Annotated in this window: 14 protein-coding genes; 3 read left to right on the plus strand and 11 right to left on the minus strand. The window is 42.5% G+C overall.

The genetic code is table 11. The features are described 5' to 3' along the window. Nucleotides 1-44: 44 nt before the first annotated feature. Both BXY41_RS15130 and BXY41_RS15135 read right to left on the minus strand, forming a co-directional pair. A complete protein-coding gene (locus BXY41_RS15130; RefSeq protein WP_104437704.1) occupies nucleotides 45-995 on the minus strand; it encodes a 3'-5' exoribonuclease YhaM family protein in 951 nt (316 codons plus the stop codon). A 46-nt stretch (nucleotides 996-1,041) separates the two neighbouring features. Further along, nucleotides 1,042-2,352: a S1C family serine protease gene (locus BXY41_RS15135; protein ID WP_104437705.1), complete on the minus strand. Its 1,311-nt coding sequence runs from the start codon at nucleotides 2,350-2,352 to the stop codon at nucleotides 1,042-1,044. A 225-nt stretch (nucleotides 2,353-2,577) separates the two neighbouring features. On the opposite strand from BXY41_RS15135, the gene BXY41_RS15140 reads away from it, so the two are divergent. Both BXY41_RS15140 and BXY41_RS15145 read left to right on the plus strand, forming a co-directional pair. After that, nucleotides 2,578-4,968, plus strand: a complete 2,391-nt coding sequence (locus BXY41_RS15140) for an endonuclease MutS2 (RefSeq protein ID WP_104437706.1) — start codon at nucleotides 2,578-2,580, stop codon at nucleotides 4,966-4,968. Nucleotides 4,969-4,990: 22 nt separating this feature from the next. Further along, nucleotides 4,991-5,701 (plus strand): response regulator transcription factor, encoded by a 711-nt coding sequence (locus tag BXY41_RS15145; RefSeq protein ID WP_104437707.1) that lies wholly within the window; start codon nucleotides 4,991-4,993, stop codon nucleotides 5,699-5,701. Nucleotides 5,702-5,826: 125 nt separating this feature from the next. On the opposite strand, the gene BXY41_RS15150 is transcribed toward BXY41_RS15145, so the two are convergent. After that, nucleotides 5,827-6,336: a hypothetical protein gene (locus BXY41_RS15150; RefSeq protein WP_104437708.1), complete on the minus strand. Its 510-nt coding sequence runs from the start codon at nucleotides 6,334-6,336 to the stop codon at nucleotides 5,827-5,829. Nucleotides 6,337-6,545: 209 nt separating this feature from the next. On the opposite strand from BXY41_RS15150, the gene BXY41_RS15155 reads away from it, so the two are divergent. Then, a complete protein-coding gene (locus BXY41_RS15155) occupies nucleotides 6,546-7,952 on the plus strand; it encodes a sensor histidine kinase (RefSeq protein WP_104437709.1) in 1,407 nt (468 codons plus the stop codon). Nucleotides 7,953-8,038: 86 nt separating this feature from the next. Here the strand turns inward: BXY41_RS15155 and BXY41_RS15160 are convergent, their stop codons facing one another. From BXY41_RS15160 to BXY41_RS15195, 8 genes are all read right to left on the minus strand, one after another. Further along, a complete protein-coding gene (locus BXY41_RS15160) occupies nucleotides 8,039-8,443 on the minus strand; it encodes a BlaI/MecI/CopY family transcriptional regulator (RefSeq protein ID WP_104437710.1) in 405 nt (134 codons plus the stop codon). A gap of 172 nt (nucleotides 8,444-8,615) precedes the next feature. Continuing rightward, complete coding sequence (locus BXY41_RS15165) at nucleotides 8,616-9,977, minus strand: PhoH family protein (protein WP_104437711.1); 1,362 nt, start codon at nucleotides 9,975-9,977, stop codon at nucleotides 8,616-8,618. Nucleotides 9,978-10,124: 147 nt separating this feature from the next. Then, entirely contained in the window at nucleotides 10,125-10,400 is a 276-nt protein-coding gene (locus BXY41_RS15170; RefSeq protein WP_104437712.1) for a hypothetical protein, read from the minus strand. Nucleotides 10,401-10,409: 9 nt separating this feature from the next. Further along, nucleotides 10,410-11,495 (minus strand): GntR family transcriptional regulator, encoded by a 1,086-nt coding sequence (locus tag BXY41_RS15175; RefSeq protein WP_104437713.1) that lies wholly within the window; start codon nucleotides 11,493-11,495, stop codon nucleotides 10,410-10,412. 21 nt (nucleotides 11,496-11,516) lie between these two features. After that, on the minus strand, nucleotides 11,517-12,683 hold the full coding sequence (mmsB, locus tag BXY41_RS15180) for a multiple monosaccharide ABC transporter permease (protein WP_104437714.1): 1,167 nt from the start codon (nucleotides 12,681-12,683) through the stop codon (nucleotides 11,517-11,519). 2 nt (nucleotides 12,684-12,685) lie between these two features. Further along, on the minus strand, nucleotides 12,686-14,233 hold the full coding sequence (mmsA, locus tag BXY41_RS15185; protein WP_104437715.1) for a multiple monosaccharide ABC transporter ATP-binding protein: 1,548 nt from the start codon (nucleotides 14,231-14,233) through the stop codon (nucleotides 12,686-12,688). A 79-nt stretch (nucleotides 14,234-14,312) separates the two neighbouring features. Next, nucleotides 14,313-15,503: a multiple monosaccharide ABC transporter substrate-binding protein gene (gene chvE, locus BXY41_RS15190; RefSeq protein ID WP_104437934.1), complete on the minus strand. Its 1,191-nt coding sequence runs from the start codon at nucleotides 15,501-15,503 to the stop codon at nucleotides 14,313-14,315. Nucleotides 15,504-15,878: 375 nt separating this feature from the next. Continuing rightward, nucleotides 15,879-16,727, minus strand: a complete 849-nt coding sequence (locus BXY41_RS15195; RefSeq protein ID WP_170072395.1) for a helix-turn-helix domain-containing protein — start codon at nucleotides 16,725-16,727, stop codon at nucleotides 15,879-15,881. Nucleotides 16,728-16,898: the final 171 nt, after the last annotated feature.

Below are 16,898 nucleotides of genomic sequence, written 5' to 3' on the forward strand. Positions count from 1 at the left end.
AAAAAAGGTGCTAAGGAAAACAGCCTCCTTAAGCACCTTATCATTTAGATTTCGTTTGTAGTCTTTCTGATATTTGTATCCATCAGCCGGTTAAAGCCCAGCCAGCCATTATTATCCCCGGCCGCTCTCAGCACTTCAATCATGGTCTCCATCTTTGCATCTGTGTTATCTGCAAAATTAAGAGCCAGTGCCTCAATCAGAGCCGGTTTCTTCGGGGAACCGTATTCCAGTTCTCCATGATGGGCCAGAATACAATGCTTTAATTCGGTAGCGGACTTCTCCGGAAATCCGGGAATGGTGCGGATTCTCTCTCCTATCATCTCAGTTCCGATAATGATATGTCCAAGAAGCTGCCCGTCGTCGGTGTAATCATTCTCCGGAAATGTGGAAAGTTCTTTTGTCTTGCCGATGTCATGAAACATGGCTGCAGTAAGCAAAAGATCCCGGTTAATCATAGGATAATAACCTGCATAATAGTCACAGAGCTTTACCACACTCAGGGTATGTTCCAGCAGTCCGCCTACAAATCCATGGTGTACGCTCTTTGCTGCAGAATGGAACTGGAATGCCTTGGCAAATGCAGGATCCTCTATGAAAAAGCTTTCTAAAAGAGCCCGGTAATAAGGACTTTTTACAGAACGGATAAAGCCTGTCAGCTCTTCAAACATCACTTTTATATCTTTACCGGAAACAGGAAGATAATCCCCAGGGATATATTCTCCTTCTTCCGCTTTTCTGATTCTCTTAATATTCAGCTGATTGGAATTCTGGAACACCGTAACATCTGCATCTATGTATACATAATCCAGAGTCTCAAAGTTTCCGATACCCGGGGATCCCAAATCCCAAATTTTTGCATCCACAGTGCCGGTTTTATCCTGAAGTATCAGGTTGCCGTACTCCTTTCCTGACTTTGTCAGGGAAATCTGCCTGTTTTTGCACAAAAACACATCAGAAACATGCATTCCTTCCCGGAATGATTCGATATACTTCATTTTTTTCCTCCATATCTCACTGACAGCAACAAGGAAGCCAGGATAGTTACCTGGCTCCGATGGTTACCTGATATTGTATCTTTTTATATTCTTCCCGGCCATTGCGGGATACAGTCACAGGAATGATCTGTCCCGGACTTGATTTTTCCAAAACCACCTGAAAATCCTTCATGGTAACAATGGTTGCTCCGCCCATCTCAGTGATAATATCACCGCTCTGTATTCCTGTATTGTAAGCAGGGCTGTCTGTATTCACTTCCACTACATAGACTCCCAGAGGCATACCGCTGGTGTTCATGGCTGAGCTTACTTCCTGTCCTTTGATTCCAAAGTAGGGGAATGGCGCTCCATTGCTCATTTTTTCCAGAATACTCTTGTAATCGGATATGGCCATGGCTGCGGTCATATCTTTACTGCTGTCGTTTTTATATTGATCCGTCACCCAGCCAATAATCTGACCGGACGTATTCATAAGAAACGTTCCCACTCCGGCATTCCCTCTGACGTCGGTATACAAAATTCTGGTCATTCCGTCAATGATCTGAACATTCTTGGTTATAAAAGAAATAAAACCATATCCAGTTGAATGAACCATTCCTGCAGGTCCGCCGATTGCAACTACAATGTCCCCCTGCTTAACCGAATAAGAGTTGCCAAGTTCAATCGCTTTAATATCTTCCAGCTGGGTTCTGCTAAGTTCCGCTGTGGAAACACTGACAATCGCCATACCAGACAGCTTATCTGTCTGTTTAATCTTCCCCTGAACCTCTGTCCCGTCGGAAAAAGCCACACGAATGGCTTCTGCATCCTCAACTGCACCTTCCGGTGTTAAAATGAGAAGCTCCTGATTAGCAGATGAAATGATAACCCCGGAAAAAAGTCCGGAGTTCTCAACCGGGTTATTAAACCAGTCCGTCTGAGTCTTTACGGAGTGAACCGTAACGATCCCCTTGTCCGCCTTTTGAACCACAGATTTTAAGCTTCCGTAAAGAGTGCTTAAATCATCTACGGAAAATGGATACTTTTCCATAGCGGACTTAAGAATATCCTCGATTGGTTCTGTCTCAGCCGCAGTTGTAGAAGTTTCAGCAACAGAAGTAACGGTCTCAGGCTCATCCTTTGGTATGGTCACCGGAGTCGTCTCACCGGTGGATTCTCCCACAAGTAATCTCTCAGCTACAGGTTTGGATATGACAAATGTAACCGCCGCAACCATTCCGAAAATAACTGCAGTCACTAAAAGACCCAGAAATCTTTTCAGCATATCCTTTTTTGACATGGGCTGTTTTACAATCTTTTCATTGATAAAACGGCGCGGCTCCGCCTTTCTATCGTCTGGCCCGTTATTTTCCGGCATACTTACCCTCCTTTTCAGAAGACCTAAGTACTATTATAAGGTTCTTCCCGGTTTAATGCAAGAAAAACATATGAAACAACCATAATAACAGGGAAAAACAATCACCTGAGGATTGCAGTTTTTGTCTCTCCTATGCTATACTGTAACCGATCCCATTATTCAAGAGCCGGTTCTCACGCCGGTTAAATATCCAGAAAGAAAGCAGAATAATTAAGGTATAAACTTATGAATCAAAAAGCACTGAAAACTTTAGAATACTATAAAATAATTGAACAGCTCATTGAATATGCATCCTGTGAATCCGGAAAAGAACTGTGCCGCAAACTGGTGCCTTCCACCGATTATGAGGAAATAACCACCTCCTTAAGGGAAACCACCGATGCAGTCACAAGAGTCCGGCAAAAAGGCGGAATTTCATTTGGGGGTGTGAAAGATATCCGGGCTTCCTTAAAACGTCTGGAGGTGGGAAGTTCTCTTGGAATCATTGAGATTTTATCCATCAGCTCCCTTCTTACCGCATCCACAAAAGCAAAGGCATACGGCCGCCATGAGGATCAGGAGATTTCCGAAGATTCTCTGGAAGAATTTTTCCGCATTCTGGAGCCATTGACTCCGGTTAACAACGAGATCAAGCGCTGTATCATTTCTGAGGAAGAAGTAAGTGATGATGCCAGCCCTGGCCTTCACCATGTCAGACGTTCCATGCGTTCTATTAATGATAAGATTCACACACAGATGAACTCCATTTTAAATTCCAACCGTTCTTATTTACAGGATGCCGTTATTACCATGCGGGATGGAAGATATTGTCTCCCGGTAAAAGCGGAGCACAAATCCCAGGTAACCGGAATGGTTCATGACCAGTCCTCTACCGGCTCCACTTTATTTATTGAGCCTATGGCAATTGTAAAGCTGAATAATGATTTAAGAGCTCTGGAGATTCAGGAACAAAAAGAAATCGAGATGATTCTGGCAGATTTAAGCAACCAGCTGGCACCTTATTTAGAAGAACTGGAGACCAACTTCCATACTCTTACCAGACTGGATTTTATTTTCGCCAAAGCAGCACTGGCCAAACATTACAACGCCAGTGAGCCAATTTTTAACACCAAACATGAAATTCATATTAAAGACGGCCGTCATCCCCTGCTGGACCCCAAAAAGGTTGTTCCCATTAACATTCATTTAGGAAAAACCTTTGACCTTTTAATAGTCACAGGTCCAAACACAGGCGGTAAGACGGTATCATTAAAAACAGTAGGACTGTTTACCCTGATGGGGCAGTCCGGTCTTCACATTCCGGCATTTGACGGTTCTGAGCTATCCGTATTTGATGAAGTGTTTGCTGACATCGGTGATGAACAGAGTATTGAACAGAGCCTTAGTACCTTCTCGTCTCATATGACAAACATTGTGCAGATTTTAAATCAGGCAGACAGCAACTCTCTCTGCTTATTTGATGAGCTTGGAGCAGGTACAGATCCTACAGAAGGAGCTGCCCTGGCAATCTCCATCCTTTCCTTCCTTCACAATATGAAATGCCGCACTATGGCAACCACTCATTACAGTGAATTAAAGGTCTTTGCCCTTACTACACCTGGTGTGGAGAATGCCTGCTGCGAATTCAATGTGGAAACGCTGCAGCCCACCTACCGGATCCTCATCGGCGTTCCGGGAAAAAGTAATGCCTTTGCCATCTCGAAGAAGCTGGGACTCCCGGATTATATTATCGATGAGGCTAAAAACCATCTGGAAGCAAAGGATGAAACCTTTGAGGATCTTCTGACGCATCTGGAAGAAAACAGGGTTACCATTGAAAAAGAGAGAATTCAGATTGCCTCCTATAAGCTGGAAGTGGAACAGCTGAAAGCCCGCCTGACCCAGAAAGAGGAGCGTCTTGACGAGCGCCGGGATAAGATGATAAAAGACGCCAGAGAAGAGGCACAGAGAATCTTACGGGATGCCAAGGATACCGCAGATTCTACCATACGTCAGATCAATAAGCTGGCAAGCGAATCCGGAGTGAGCAAAGAGCTGGAAGCAGAGCGAAGCCGGTTAAGAAACAAGCTTCAGGATGTGGACTCTTCCCTGTCTTTAAAGAGAGAACAGAAAAATCCGAAAAAGGGAATTGACCCGAAAAAGCTGAAGCTGGGAGACGGGGTAAAGGTCTTAAGCATGAACTTAAACGGAACTGTAAACTCCCTTCCCAATGCCAAAGGCGATTTATACGTTCAGATGGGGATTTTGCGGTCACTGGTTAACATATCAGACTTAGAGCTCCTTTATGATGATTCCGTTTCTGCACCGTCAGAAAACCGGGCAAAAAAGGCAGGAAGCGGAAGCAGTTCTACCCGTATGTCCAAATCCTTCTCCATTTCACCTGAAATTAATTTAATCGGCATGACCACAGATGAGGCAATCCCTCAGCTGGACAAATATTTAGACGACGCTTATCTTGCCCATCTTCCCCAGGTGCGGGTGGTCCACGGACGCGGTACCGGTGCTTTAAAGAATGCAGTGCATAAGCATTTAAAGAGATTAAAATATGTAAAAGAATTCCGGCTTGGCGTCTTCGGTGAAGGTGATTCCGGAGTGACCATTGTCTCATTTAAATAAATATTAGAACGGGGGATCCATTATGGCAGAAAAACAGCGGATTTTAATTGTGGACGATGACAGCAATATCGCAGAACTCATTTCCCTATATCTTTTAAAGGAATGTTATGAAACAGAAATCGTGGGGGACGGAGAAGAAGCGCTTCGGGTTTTTCCTGAATTTAAACCCAATCTGGTTCTCCTGGATTTAATGCTTCCGGGCATGGACGGCTATCAGGTCTGCAGAGAGCTTCGCACCGGATCCCAGGTGCCCATTATCATGCTGTCTGCAAAAGGCGAGGTCTTTGACAAAGTCCTGGGTCTGGAGCTTGGCGCTGATGATTATATGATCAAACCGTTTGATTCCAAAGAGCTTGTGGCGCGGGTTAAGGCAGTTTTAAGGCGGTATCAGACTTCTCCTGCTGCTGCGTCTTCTCATACGGATCAGCAGGGTGACTATGTGGAATATCCAGACCTGATTGTCAACTTAACCAACTACTCTGTCATTTATATGGGACATTCCATTGAAATGCCGCCAAAGGAGCTGGAGCTTCTCTATTTTCTTGCTTCCTCTCCCAACCAGGTATTTACCAGAGAACAGCTTTTGGACCATATCTGGGGGTATGAGTATATCGGCGACACCAGAACCGTGGACGTTCATATTAAGCGTCTGAGGGAAAAGATAAAGGATCATTCCGGCTGGTCACTCTCCACGGTGTGGGGGATCGGGTATAAGTTTGAGGTTAAAAGATAATCAGGTAATTTATAAGAGGCTGTCGTAAAATGAGTTTTCATAATAGATCTGGTGCTGGTCAGTAGACCAGAAACCATTTCCGAATGAATCCTGCATTTTACGGCAGCCCCTCTTTTAAGTTTCACTTAACTTTCATTTTTCCTGAGTGAGTTGTTATGATTTTTAACTATATCATATAATAAGCGAATCATGATTGGAACAATAATAATAAGCCATAATAGCTCATGCCTGAAAATGGTTCTTAGTCTGCCATACCCTTCTGTTAAACCATAAACATTAAATAACTGTATAAAAACCCCAATACCTACAACCTGAATGTTATAAAATATTAAATCACCAATCAAAAGGTCTTTTAATTTGATTTTTCTTAACAGCAGTACAACTCCGGTAAAAATAAAGAATATGTAACAGGATATGAAAAAACTATTTGTAAAATAGCCTGAATATCTTTTCATATTATCAGCTTGCGAGAGCATTAATTTCTTTACTTCGTTAGACGTTATGTCATTTGCCTTTAGAAGTATATCTAAAGAACGATAAACAAACCCTAATGAAGCCATATGCAGCATTAGAATTATTGATGAGAATGCAATTGTACAGAGCCGGTAAACATGGGTGTATTTATATTTTGTCACGCAATCAACCTCCCCTCCATTATTTTCCATACTTCAATATTATAACATATCCAAAACCCTTACAATACTAAAGTAAAGATTATCCATTCAGACAAATGAAAATAGGGAATGACATGAATAATAAAAAGATGTATACTTGTTGCATGAGATACTCGAAGATATATAACTACACATTTATATAAAACGCTATTTTTTGAGGGGAACATAAAATGACACACTCTTTATATTACAAATTTATTATGGGATATCTGCTCTTCGGTTTGCTGGGTTTTGTCACCATTGCATCCTTCTCTTCCAGGATTACCGACCAGTATCTCCTTGGCCAGCAGTCAGAATGTCTGTATGACGAAGCCAACCAGATTGCCTCATCCTTTAGCAGCATGTATCACGGAAAAGATATGAAACTTTCCTCTTCCTATCCTGGTCTTGTAAATGAAGCGGATTATCTCCACGCCCGCATCTGGATTGTGGACCGCCAGGGCAAGATCGTATCCGACAGCCAGCAGCCAGGTAAGGATGGAGATATGATAGAGAACTTCGACCCTACCATTATGGGGAATAAATCCTATACCATCGGCAATTACTACAACGAGTTTCCTTACGATGTATTAAGTGTACATGCTCCCATCACAGGGAACTATACCACCCATGGGTATGTGGTAATTCATCTTCCCATATCCTATTTACAGTCCCAGAGAAACGGTATCTTAAACATCGTATATATTACCTCAGCGGTAGTATTCGGTTTTTCTCTGATTATTTTACTGGTTTTTACAAAAAATGTTTATATCCCCCTGAAAAAGATTACAGCCGGAGCCAACGAATATGCACAGGGTAATCTGACTCATCACATTGATGTGAATACAAGGGATGAAATGGGATATCTGGCAGCCACTTTAAATTATATGTCCGATGAGATCAATAAGATGGAGGAATACCAGCGGACCTTTATCGCCAATGTGTCACACGATTTCCGTTCCCCCCTCACTTCCATCAAGGGATACTTAGAGGCGATCTTAGACGGCACCATACCGCCCCAGATGCATGAGAAGTATTTAAACCGTGTGATATCTGAGACAGAACGGCTCAATAAGCTGACACAGGGCATGCTCACCCTTAATTCCCTTGACTGTAAAGGGTATTTAAACCGGACGAATTTTGATATCAACCGGGTAATTAAAGATACGGCTGCTTCCTTAGAAGGAACCTGCAATACAAAAAACATTACATTTGACCTGACTTTCTCTGACAGCATTCAGATGGTTCACGCAGACCTTGGCAAGATCCAGCAGGTCCTTTATAATCTTATTGATAATGCAATTAAATTCAGCCATACGGATTCCACCATATATATACAGGCTTCCGGCAAGTATGAAAAAATCTTTATCTCCGTAAAAGATACAGGAATCGGAATTCCAAAGGACAGCATTAAAAAGATATGGGAACGTTTTTACAAGACTGATCTGTCCAGAGGAAAGGACAAGAAAGGAACCGGACTGGGACTTGCAATTGTCCGGGAAATCATTCAGTCTCACGGAGAAAACATTGATGTAGTCAGCACAGAAGGGGTTGGATCTGAGTTTATCTTCAGCCTTCCAAAATCAACTAGTTTATAGAAACTACTATGTAATAGAAAAAGCAGATAAGAACAGACGCTTTGATCGTCTGAACTTATCTGCTTTTGTGTCTTTTAAGAAATTAATCACTTATGTTCTTCCCGGTTGTCAGATATTCTCTTTTCTTTTTTATCTTTCAGAATACGTTCCAGTTCTTCAATCTGATCCATAGACAGCTCTTCTTCCAGAAACTTGGTAAAAAGCATATTCAAAGCCCCGTCATAAACCTTTTTTAAGAAGGATTCATTCTCAGATCTGATGCACTCTTCTTCCGAGAGCAAAGGATAGTAGTAATAAACTCTGCCCTTCTTTTCAAATCCAATTACTTCTTTTTTGATCAGTCTTGTTATAAAGGTTTTTATTGTCTGTGCTGACCACATCATTCTGCCAGATAGCAGGTTAATGATCTCTTCTGAGGTTATGGGGTTAGACTTCCATATAAGTTTCATAATTTCCCATTCTGCTTCTGATATTTTTGGAAGTGTGCTCATATATATAACTCCTTTTGGGTCTGCATTTGTAAGCTGTATCTTAGTTTAAACCTGCGGAGTATGTTTGTCAATTCACAATTACAGGGGATTGATACAACTCTTTCATAAAGCAGAAAAGCACGCCAGCCTCCTGATTCAGGAAAGACAGCATGCCTTTTTTATCAATAAAATCTTATAATCGTTTTACCGCATCCATTGCCAGTACAGAACGTTCGCATTCCTCTGCCTGCAGGGTAATCTGCCAGCACAGAGAACTCCCTTTCATATGCTCAGCCGCATAACTGAGTCCGTTGGTCCGTTCATCAAGAAACGGACGGTCAATCTGATTGGGGTCTCCAAGCAGTATGATCTTTGTTCCTTTTCCTGCACGGGTTATAATTCCCTTGACCTGATTGGGCGTCATATTCTGGGCTTCATCAATAATTAAATAAGTCTGAATGATGGATCGCCCCCGGATAAATGTCAGCGCCTCTGTTTTAATCAGACCTCTGGCAAATATTTCTTCGATTTTGCCTGATAGTTCATCCTCATTTTCATACCGCTTTTCCTCATTGGAATCAATGAGCTGTTCCAGATTGTCAATTACAGGCCTCATCAGCGGAGAGATTTTCTCCTGCTCGTCTCCCGGCAGAAATCCAATGTCAGAATCAAACTGGGCATTGGGACGGCTGACAATGATCCGTCTGTATTCTCCGGTTGGATTGTTTAAAAGCTTTTCAAGCCCTACTGCAAGAGAGTAAAAGGTTTTGGCTGTCCCAGCCATACCTTTAATGATGACTAACGGCGCTATTTCGGCAGGCTGCATCAGGGCTTCCTGGGCAAAATACTGGCCTGCATTCCTGGGTACAACTCCATAGGGCCTGCTTTTCTGGTAATCAAGAGGGATTATTTTATCTCCGTTTACTCGTCCCAGCACCGTTTTTCTGGTTGACTGATCCGCTTTTAATATTACAAACTGATTCTCAAACAGCTTTGGACTGCTTTTAGCACCCGATTCATCGGTGATGTATACCCGATCAGCTGAAATTCCCTTTTTCTTAAAATCCTTAAAATTTTCCTCCGGAGCAAAAACCTCAATTCTTCCTGTGTACTGCTCCTCCCGCCCGGATACCTGCTCGGTTGTAAAATCCTCCGCCCGGATTCCGATAATCTGTGCTTTAATACGCAGCAATATGTCCTTCGTTACCAGTACGACCTCTCCCTCAAGTCCTCTGCATACCTTGAGAATGCGGTTATCCATTTTATCGTCGGGAAGATCTGGGGGAAGCACAACATCCACAAAGTTTTTTTCAATCCTGATTGTTCCTCCATGTTCCAGTTTTACTCCTGTCAGTAAATCTCCCTGATGACGAAGCTGTTCCAAAAGCCTGATGGCCTTTCTTGCATTGGCACCTGTTTCACCCTCGGCCTTTTTTAAGTGATCCAGTTCTTCCAGTACAGCGACAGGAAGAACTACACGGTTATCTTCGAAACAATTGATGGCGTAAGGTGCCTGAATCAGAACATTGGTATCTACCACATAGGTTTTTATCATTTACCGGACTCCTTTGCAATTTCAGAAACTCTGGTTTCTGTAAATCTGATTATACCTTCTGCCAGGAACTCCTGTAATCACAGTATGGTAAAAGAAATGTAAAAACAGATTCAATTTTCTGGAATCCGGTTCCAGATATCCTAAATTTTATAATATATGTTCCTGTTCATCCTCATTAAATGACCCGGACTGTTCCGGACCTTTAAAGAGCAGTCTTTTTAATGACCAGATAATCATAATGGAACCGGTAAGAAAAAACAGAGTCATAAAAACCAGCTGAATCAGATTTCTGATTCCGGAAGAGATAAGAAGTTCCGGAACCAGCTGAAATGCCAGCCAGATCAGATATCCCCCTCCTACCAGTCTTAAACCCAGAGTAATGGGCGCAGGTGACTCACCCTGCTTCTTTTTGTCCTCGCTCATGTTATGCTCCTATACTCTGACACGAACGGATTTCCGTTCTACTGCCTCTGAATCAAAAAGATAATTTCCATTAAAATAGGGATTTTCAATCATGCGTATCATGTTTTCGGCTGCTTTTTTCCCCAGTGCCTCCATGGGGTGAGGAAATGAAGTAATGGGTACCTCACCCAGAGACGCCAGCTCCGAATTATCAATGCTGACCAGGGATAGATCTTCGGGAATCAGAATCCCCCTCTTCATGCAGATGCCCGACAGCAGATAAGCTACCTCATCGTTATAACAGACCAGTGCCGTACAATCTTTTAACCGGTCAAACAGATAATCTGACCAGGCTTCCAGATCATTCTGGCTCTCCGAATCAATCCAGACAATCCCCCTTCTGTCTATGCTGATACCGGCCTGCTTCATTGCCTTTACAAACCCCAGATAACGAAGATGCCCCTGTCCGTCATCACATTTAAAGATCCCCCCGATCTTTTTGTGCCCTGCATGAATCAGGTATTCAACTGCTTTTTTGGTCACCAGTTCATCATGAAGTGCTACACAGGGAAATGACAGCTGGGGATAACTGCTGTTAAAAAACAGGACGGGCAACTGCTGTTTTGCAAGCCTGCGGTAGGAATCCAGATTGGGATTTGGCAGCGCACTTTTTGCCGGCTCCACAATCAGCCCGTCTATAAACCCTTTGTCTAACAGCTTATCCAGAATTTCTCCTTCTTTTTCGATTCTGTTTCCTGTAAATGCCACCTGCATGGTATAGCCTGCTTTTGACAATGTCTTTTCAATCCCTTTTAATACGGGAGGAAAAATATAGCTGTCTACATAGGTACTGATTACTGCAATGTTCTGGTAGCGTTCTTTTCTCACTTCCCGGTTACCCACTCCTAAATAAGTTCCGCTTCCCCGAATTCTGGTCAGCATGTTTTTCTGTTCCAATACATCAATGGCATGACGCACAGTCTGCCTGCTGAGTTCAAATTCACGGCTTAGTTCGTTCTCTGACGGCAGCTTATCCCCGGTTTGGAACACCCCGTTTTGGATCTGCTCCATGACCCAGTTTACAACAGCCATATATTTTGCTTCCTGCGAATGCATCTTCTCTCCTACTGTCTTTGATTATTTTTTTCTTTTGGATAATAAGTCAACCGTAACCGCTCCTAATAATACAGCTCCTTTTACGATTTTCTGGATATCCGTTGACCAGCCGTAAAGAGACATTCCGTTGTTTAAGATTCCCATGATAAATGCTCCGACTACCGCTCCTATGATGGTTCCAATTCCTCCTGATGTGGCAGCACCTCCAATATAACAGGATGCAATGGCATCCATTTCAAACTGATCCCCTGCTTTCGGTGTTGCTGATGCATTTCGTGCAGAAAGCACAATTCCAGCAATTGCACACATAATTCCCATGTTGGTATACACCCAGAAAAATACTTTTTCTGTGTTAATACCGGACAGACGGGCCGCTTTGGCATTTCCGCCCAATGCATAGATCTGCCTTCCTGCTACAGTCTTGCTGGTAATAAAGTGGTAAAGGGCAACCAGAAGTCCCATAATGACGAGAACAAATGGGATTCCGTTGTAACGTGCCAGTTTATAGAAGAAAAACCATACAATTATCATAATTACACCCACTTTGACAATTGTCTGCCACAATGGATTGACCGGAAAATCGTATTTCTTTTTTGTTTTTATACTACTGATCTCCGATATGATAATAAAGGCAAATGCGATGAGCGCTGCTCCTATGGATATCAGATCCAGTGTTCCACCGCCAAAGGGTATTTTAACGGTTGGAAGAAAGCCTGCGCCTATGTACGTATAATTTGCCGGAAGAGGACCTTTGGTCTGTGCCTTTAAAAGGGTATAGGTAAGCCCGCGCCCCATAAGCATGGTTGCAAGTGTAACGATAAAGGGAGGTATGGAAAGCTTGGAAACAAAAAATCCAACAAACATACCGGAAAGGGTACCAATGGCAAGAGCCGCCAGTATTGCAACCCACATGCTGGTTTTATAGTCTACAATCATAATTCCTACAACTGCTCCGCATACGGCAACAATGGAGCCGACCCCCAGATCAATGTTACCGGTGAGAACGCAGAGAAGCATGCCTACCGCCAGAATTACAATATAGCTGTTCTGCATGATTAAATTGTTAATGTTTGCCGGTGACATATTTTTACCGCCGGTCATTGCAGCAAAGATTAAGAAAACCACGATTAGAGCCAGAATCATACCATACTGCTTCATGTTTATATTAACTGTTTTCTTCTTATCCATCTTTATTCTTCCTTTCCGTTGTCTTCCATGATACACTTCATAATCTTTTCCTGTGAAACCTCTTCCCTGGTAAGTTCTCCGCAAATATGCCCTCCGTTAATGACATAGATGCGGTCACAGGTTCCAATTAACTCCTGAAGCTCCGACGATATGACAAGAATGGCTTTCCCGGCCTTTGCCAGATCATTGATGATGCAGTATATTTCATACTTTGCACCAATGTCAATGCCTCGGGTGGGTTCATCAAGAATCAGGATATCAGGCTGAGTCAGCATCCATTTTGCAAGGACCACCTTTTGCTGATTTCCTCCGGACAGTGAGCTGACTGACTGGTTGATGGAATTGGTCTTAACATTAATTTTCTTCCGGTAGTTTTCTGCGGAAATGATTTCATCATTCTTATTAACAATTCCCTTTTTGGAAAAGAAGTTTCTAAGAGCTGCCAGCGTCATATTTCCTTTTACAGTGTCTATCAGGATCAGGCCATAGTTTTTGCGGTCTTCCGAAACATATGCCAGCTTGTTATTAATGGCATCCCTTACATTTCTTATGAGAGCCTGCTTTCCGTTTATCTTTATGGTTCCGCTGATCTTCTGTCCATAGGATCTACCGAAAAGGCTCATTGCCAGTTCCGTTCTTCCTGCACCCATCAGTCCGGCAAAGCCCACTACCTCACCGGCCTTAACATGGAAGGATACATCCTGAATGACATGACGGTCAGGATCGTCCGGATGATATGCATTCCAGTTTTCTACCTCAAATATGTTATCTTTGATTTCACTGGTCCGCTCCGGGTAACGGTTAGTCAGTTCCCTTCCTACCATCCCCTTTATGATCCGGTCTTCATTGATTTCATCTTTCCCCTTATCCAGAGTCTCAATGGTTTTTCCATCTCTGATTACAGTAATGGAATCCGCAACATAGCTGATTTCATTCAGCTTATGAGAGATCATAATACAGGTAATTCCATGCTTTTTCAGTTCCAGCATAATGTTTAAAAGACGCTTGCTCTCTTCATCATTTAGCGCTGCTGTGGGTTCATCCAGGATCAAAAGCTCCACCTGCTTTGCCATTGCCCTTGCAATCTCTATCAGCTGCTGTTTGCCGACTCCCAGGCTGCTCACCGGCACATTTAAGTTTTCATTCTCAAGTCCGACTTTTGCCAGCATTTCCTGTGCCCGCTTATGGGTTTTGGTCCAGTCAATGACTCCTTTTTTTCCTGTCTGTTCATTTCCCAGAAAAACATTTTCCGCAACTGACAGATAGGGGCTTAATGCCAGTTCCTGATGAATAATTACAATCCCCTTTGCCTCGCTTTGTTTAATGTTATGGAACTGGCACACTGCTCCGTGATAGACAATATCACCGCTGTAGGTTCCATAAGGATAAACGCCGGAGAGTACGTTCATAAGCGTAGACTTTCCGGCACCGTTTTCTCCGCAGAGAGCATGGATTTCCCCGCGTTTCACCTTGATATTCACATCATCAAGTGCCTTTACACCATAAAATTCTTTGGTGATGTGATTCATCTCCAGGATATAATCGGCCATCTTTCCAACTCCTTTTCTTTTTATCCTTCACGAAAACAGGCGGCAGTCTTTTCCACCGCCGCCTGTATGTACGTCTCTGCTACTGTGCCAGCTGTTGTTCTGTATAATAACCGCCATCAATAATGATCTTTTTGTAATTGTCCTTGTCAACCGCAACCGGTGTACACAGATAAGAAGGAACTACCACCTTACCATTGTTATACTGGGTTGTATCGTTAATTTCAGGTTTTCCGCCTTCTAACACTGCCTGAACCATGGTTACGCATTTTTCAGCAAGAAGTCTGGTGTCCTTGTAAATGGACATGGTCTGATAACCGGAAATTACATTTTTTACTGCCATTAATTCCGCATCCTGACCAGTGATCAATGGCCAGTCAACGCCTACTTTATAACCAGCTCCCTCTAATGCAGCCTTGCAGCCATATGCAAAACCATCAAATGCAGATGCACAGATATCCAGCTTTTTGTCTGCATAGAAGCCAGTTAAGTAGTTCTCGCAGTTTTGCTGAGCTGTTTCCTGAGACCATCTTAAGATACAGGTATCTTCAAAGGAAGTACGTCCGGATTCGCATTTTAAGGTTCCATCATCCAGATATGGCTTTAATACTTCCATTAATCCGTTATAAAGGAACAGAGCGTTGTTATCATCAGGAGATCCCATAAAGAATTCAATGGTATAGGATTTTCCTTCAGATTTTGCCTTATCTAACTGCTTTGATTCTTTGATGTAATTACCAATGGCTGTACCTACCCCCTTGTTATCAAAGGTTGCATAATAGGAAACAGCATCTGTATCCATCAGCAGACGGTCATAGGCAATAATCGGAATTCCGGCGCTCTTGGCCTGAGCTTCCACGTTGACCAGAGCTGAGGAGTCGATGGATGCAATTACCAGACACTTAACACCAGAAGCAATCATGTTTTCAATCTGGGAAACCTGCATCTGGACATCATCCTCTGCATACTGTAAATCCACCTGATACCCAAGGGCCTCCAGCTGTTTCTTCATGTTTGCACCGTCATTGATCCAGCGCTCAGAAGACTGGGTTGGCATAGCCACGCCTACTTTTCCGCCGCTTCCGGCTGCTTTTGCTGCTTCTGTTGTTGCTGCTGCCGCAGCAGTTGTAGCAGCTGTGGTTTCTGCCGCTTTGGTCTCTGCTGCTTTGGTTCCTGCCGCCGTGGTAGCAGTTGTCTGAGACGAACTGCATCCAAATAATGCAGATGCCGCCAACACTGCACTAAGCATGACTCCAAGTACTCTTCGTTTCATCATTTCATACCCTCCTAATAATAACATTTTAGTATATACAATTTGCACATATTGCAAATATGTATTTTGTTTGATTCGACATAGTTTGTCGAATTATGGCAAATGTTGAATGTGACATTTGTTATAATATCTTTTTTAACATTCATTTTTATGGTTATTTTTACCAAATTCAGTTATAAATCAAATATATAATTTCATCAATGTTTTGTCAATACATTTTTTAACATTTTAAGTATTTTTATTAAGTTGTCTATACAACTATGCGTAATTGATGGGTTATAGACGACAATTTTAGACATGAAATTACAAAAAAATGGCTCGTTCTTATCATTAAGAACAAGCCGTTAATTTTTTTCCTCATCATATAAATTCTGTTTAATAAATAACATGAAGCTTTTTATCATAAGCATTTCCCAAAAGGGTATCTACGTAAGCGGATGGGGTAAATCCCGACATCTTCACAAACTCCTTTATGAAGTGGGATTGATCATAATATCCAGACACCAATGCGGCATCTGCTCCATTAGCACAGTGAATGGTTTCCACCAGTCTGCTCACTGATTTCTGAAAGCGAATAAACCGGATCAGATTTTTGGGATTCATGCCAAAATCTTCGTGGATTTTCTGGTTTAAATATCGCTCTGAATAGCCTGTATAACTGCTTAACTCCGAAAGTTTCAGGCTTCCATCTGACCTTAGTATCTGTTGGTGTATTACGTATTTCAGACTGTTCTTATCTTCGGAATGATTAAAAAAATATTTCAGATAAAAATCAAGAAATACCTCTGATTTCTCATGAAAGGTTCCAGCCTCATACATACGCTCCAACAGTTCTTCCCGTTCTCCTCTGCTGATCAGCAGATCTTCCAGACTGATCTCATTATTCACCAGTTCATTCAGCTTCACGTTACCTGCAACCGGATTGACCCCAGGCAGAAAGCGGACTCCAAAATACTGGCAGTTTAATTCAGTTTTTGCCATTCCTTTTTCTAATAAGGTACCTGCTGCCTTGGCTTTCATTACTCCATCCTTTACCCAGAACAGCAGATCAATACAGGCATCCGGAATCACTCCCATATGGTCTGATTCGGCAGTAAACTGATAGAAATGGGAAAGATTATATTTCATAATACATTTTTTAGAATAATTTGTGGTTGCCAGCACAAACTCAGGCTGTCTGGGGCTCAGTGCCAGAACATCTTCTTTTCTCCATCCATTACTCATATTGCCCTCTCCTCTCTGCTCTGCTCTTATTTTATAGTAATACAGGCGCATCCTTATAAAAACACAAAAGACACAAAGGGTTCAGAACGCCTTCGTGTCTTTTGATGCATTTTATCACTTTCTTTTTTCACGGTCAAGAAATATTCTCATTTAAAGCCTGTCAGATCTTTC

The sequence above is a fragment of the Lacrimispora xylanisolvens genome (assembly GCF_002934545.1).
Taxonomy (GTDB): domain Bacteria; phylum Bacillota; class Clostridia; order Lachnospirales; family Lachnospiraceae; genus Lacrimispora; species Lacrimispora xylanisolvens.

What these genes read in the sequence shown, in the direction of transcription:
- mmsB (WP_104437714.1), bottom strand. Translation starts at nt 12,683, where the DNA reads ATGGATAAGAAGAAAACAGTTAATATAAACATGAAGCAGTATGGTATG.
- BXY41_RS15145 (WP_104437707.1), top strand. Translation starts at nt 4,991, where the DNA reads ATGGCAGAAAAACAGCGGATTTTAATTGTGGACGATGACAGCAATATC.
- BXY41_RS15165 (WP_104437711.1), bottom strand. Translation starts at nt 9,977, where the DNA reads ATGATAAAAACCTATGTGGTAGATACCAATGTTCTGATTCAGGCACCT.
- BXY41_RS15160 (WP_104437710.1), bottom strand. Translation starts at nt 8,443, where the DNA reads ATGAGCACACTTCCAAAAATATCAGAAGCAGAATGGGAAATTATGAAA.
- BXY41_RS15140 (WP_104437706.1), top strand. Translation starts at nt 2,578, where the DNA reads ATGAATCAAAAAGCACTGAAAACTTTAGAATACTATAAAATAATTGAA.
- BXY41_RS15130 (WP_104437704.1), bottom strand. Translation starts at nt 995, where the DNA reads ATGAAGTATATCGAATCATTCCGGGAAGGAATGCATGTTTCTGATGTG.
- chvE (WP_104437934.1), bottom strand. Translation starts at nt 15,503, where the DNA reads ATGAAACGAAGAGTACTTGGAGTCATGCTTAGTGCAGTGTTGGCGGCA.
- BXY41_RS15155 (WP_104437709.1), top strand. Translation starts at nt 6,546, where the DNA reads ATGACACACTCTTTATATTACAAATTTATTATGGGATATCTGCTCTTC.
- BXY41_RS15195 (WP_170072395.1), bottom strand. Translation starts at nt 16,727, where the DNA reads ATGAGTAATGGATGGAGAAAAGAAGATGTTCTGGCACTGAGCCCCAGA.
- BXY41_RS15135 (WP_104437705.1), bottom strand. Translation starts at nt 2,352, where the DNA reads ATGCCGGAAAATAACGGGCCAGACGATAGAAAGGCGGAGCCGCGCCGT.
- mmsA (WP_104437715.1), bottom strand. Translation starts at nt 14,233, where the DNA reads ATGGCCGATTATATCCTGGAGATGAATCACATCACCAAAGAATTTTAT.
- BXY41_RS15175 (WP_104437713.1), bottom strand. Translation starts at nt 11,495, where the DNA reads ATGCATTCGCAGGAAGCAAAATATATGGCTGTTGTAAACTGGGTCATG.
- BXY41_RS15170 (WP_104437712.1), bottom strand. Translation starts at nt 10,400, where the DNA reads ATGAGCGAGGACAAAAAGAAGCAGGGTGAGTCACCTGCGCCCATTACT.